The organism is Kitasatospora sp. NPDC001539 (assembly GCF_040298565.1).
Taxonomy (GTDB): Bacteria; Actinomycetota; Actinomycetes; order Streptomycetales; family Streptomycetaceae; genus Kitasatospora.
Genome location: NZ_JBEPAK010000443.1, coordinates 1 through 2,396, shown reverse-complemented (window position 1 = coordinate 2,396; position 2,396 = coordinate 1). Strand labels below are relative to the sequence as shown.

Here is a 2,396-nt window from a genome sequence, read left to right as displayed (position 1 = left end):
GGGGGGGGGGCGGCGGCCGCGGGGGGGTTACTGGTGCTCCCCCGGGGGGGGGGCGGCGGGGGGGGGGGCGGCCGTCGCGCTCCTGGTGTCGGTGGTCGGTCCTGCGGTGATGCGGTGCTCCTTCGTCTCCCGGCGGCCGTGGCCGGGTTCGGTGTGCCTAGAGGTGTGCGAGTTTGTAGAGCACGGGCGCGGCCTCGCGGAGGACGGCCCATTCCTCCTCGTCGAGCCCTTGGGCGAGCTCGGCGAGCCAGACGTTTCGGCGCCGGCGACTCTCCGCGAGGATCGTCTCGGCCTGCTCGGTGCTGCTGACGACCACCTGGCGGCGGTCCTCGGGGTGCGGCTCCCGCCGCACCAGCCCCTTCTCCTCCAGCATCGCGACGATCCTGGTCATCGAAGGAGGCTGCACGTGCTCCTTCCGGGCGAGCTCACCCGGCGTCGCCTTCCCGCACCGGGCGAGGGTGCCCAGCACTCCCATCTCGGTGGGACTCAGCGACTCCTCCACCCGTTGGTGTTTGAGTCGTCGGGAGAGGCGCATGGTGGACGACCGCAGCTGTGAGATCGCTGCGAGGTCCTGCTCGGACATCTCGGGCATCTCTTTAGCTTACGTCATTACTCTCGCTAAAGAAAAACGCGTTCCCGCCGTGCCGGAAGATCGGCCCGGTGCCATATTGGTCATGAGGTCACCACTCCCGCCCAGGAAGGGCCGACCAGCCATGTCCGACGTCGCCGCCGAGCCGCCCGCGCCGTACGTGCCGTACGCGCCCCCCGCGCCGTACGAGCAGTCCGCCACGCCCGCGCCGTCCGGGCGGGGCACCCAGCCCGGGCGGGGCGACAGCGGCTTCGCCCGGCTCGCCATGGTCACCATCGACTGCGCCGACCCCGTCGCGTTGGCCTCCTTCTACGGGGAGCTCCTCGGCTGGGAGACCCGGCACGTGGACGAGCACTTCGCGATCCTGGACAACCCGGAGGGCGGCAGCCCGCTCGGCTTCGGCCGGGTGAGCGGCTACCGGCCGGAGCCGTGGACCGAGCCGGACGGCAGCAAGCACTTCCACCTGGACTTCTACGTCGACGACCTGGACGAGGCGACCGCCAGGGCCCTCGAACTCGGCGCGACCGAGCCCGGCTACCAGCACGGCCGCACGCTGAAGGTGCTGATCGACCCAGCGGGGCACCCGTTCGGGCTGGCACCGCTGGAGTAACCCACAAGCGGGGCCCGAAGGCCGTGCAAGGGCCCTGTCAGGGCTTGGTGCCGAGATCATGCAGACTGCGTAAAGGTCCACCCTGGCCTGGGACTTCGTGAAACCCTGAGCCTTGTGCGACCGGCGGGTAGTGGCTACTGTCCCCGTTGTCAGGGGCACCACACGCCAGGGTCTCCCCATGGCGGAGCCCCCTCCGCGCCCACCTCCGCGCGCCCCACCGACCCCCGTATCCGGTCCCCCGCCTCCGCCCCGAGACCCGGCGCCCGCATCCCCGCAACCGTCCTGGGAGCTCTCTTGGGTGAGATCCATCATGCCGACCACGGCTGGGTGACACCGGCGGTCTCGTACTTCGTCGCCTGCCTCGGGGCCTTCGTCGCCCTGCGCAGCGCCCGCTGGGCACTCGTCTCACACGGCCGCACCAAGGCGGTCTGGCTGCTCTTCGCCTCGACCTCGCTCGGCGCCGGCATCTGGTCCATGCACTTCATCGCGATGCTCGGCTTCTCCGTCACCGGAATCGAGATCACCTACCAGCCCGGGCTGACCGTGCTCAGCCTGCTGGTCGCCGTCGCGGTGGTCGGCATCGGGCTGTTCACCGTCGGGTACTGGCGCCGCCGGCCCCTCCTGGCGCTGCTGGCCGGTGGGCTGACCACCGGACTGGGGGTCGCCGCGATGCACTACCTCGGCATGGCCGCGATGGTCCTGCCCGGCTTCCTCCACTACGACCGGTTCACGGTGTGGCTGTCGGTCGCCATCGCGGTGTTCGCGGCCACCGCCGCGCTCTGGGCGGCGCTGAACATCCGGGGCACCCTCGCCGTGTTGGCCGCCGCTCCGGTGATGGGCGTCGCCGTCTGCGCGATGCACTACACCGGGATGGCGGCGCTGTCCGTCCGGCTGGACCTCTCGCACTCCACACAGAACGGCGTGATGGCCCTGGAGTTCATCTTCCCGCTCGGGGTCGGGCTCGGCTGCTACGTGTTCTTCGGCGCACTGGCCTTCGCCGTCTCGCCGAGCAAGAACGCCTCCCAGCCGGTGCTGGTCGGTCCGGCGGCCCCGCTGCCGCCGCGTGCCTCCTTCACCCCGGGTGGCACCGGGCCCTCCCGGGTGCCGCCGCAGCAGCCGCGGCGGCCGGTGGGCGAGGCCCGCGCCCGGCGCTGACGCCGGGGAGCAGGAACGACGACGTCCGGCCGGGGTCCCACC

Annotated in this window: 3 protein-coding genes; 2 read left to right on the top strand and 1 reads right to left on the bottom strand. The window is 71.9% G+C overall.

Translation table 11 applies throughout. The annotated features are described in order from the left end of the window. Positions 1-157: 157 nt before the first annotated feature. Positions 158-592, bottom strand: a complete 435-nt coding sequence (locus ABT247_RS33055; RefSeq protein WP_030235202.1) for a MarR family winged helix-turn-helix transcriptional regulator — start codon at positions 590-592, stop codon at positions 158-160. A 121-nt stretch (positions 593-713) separates the two neighbouring features. On the opposite strand from ABT247_RS33055, the gene ABT247_RS33050 reads away from it, so the two are divergent. Further along, positions 714-1,199 (top strand): VOC family protein, encoded by a 486-nt coding sequence (locus ABT247_RS33050; protein WP_350750230.1) that lies wholly within the window; start codon positions 714-716, stop codon positions 1,197-1,199. Positions 1,200-1,493: 294 nt separating this feature from the next. Beyond that, positions 1,494-2,354: an MHYT domain-containing protein gene (locus ABT247_RS33045; RefSeq protein ID WP_350750229.1), complete on the top strand. Its 861-nt coding sequence runs from the start codon at positions 1,494-1,496 to the stop codon at positions 2,352-2,354. Positions 2,355-2,396: the final 42 nt, after the last annotated feature.

Coding starts and splice junctions, on each gene's coding strand:
- ABT247_RS33055 (WP_030235202.1), bottom strand. CDS start 592: ATGCCCGAGATGTCCGAGCAGGACCTCGCAGCGATCTCACAGCTGCGG.
- ABT247_RS33050 (WP_350750230.1), top strand. CDS start 714: ATGTCCGACGTCGCCGCCGAGCCGCCCGCGCCGTACGTGCCGTACGCG.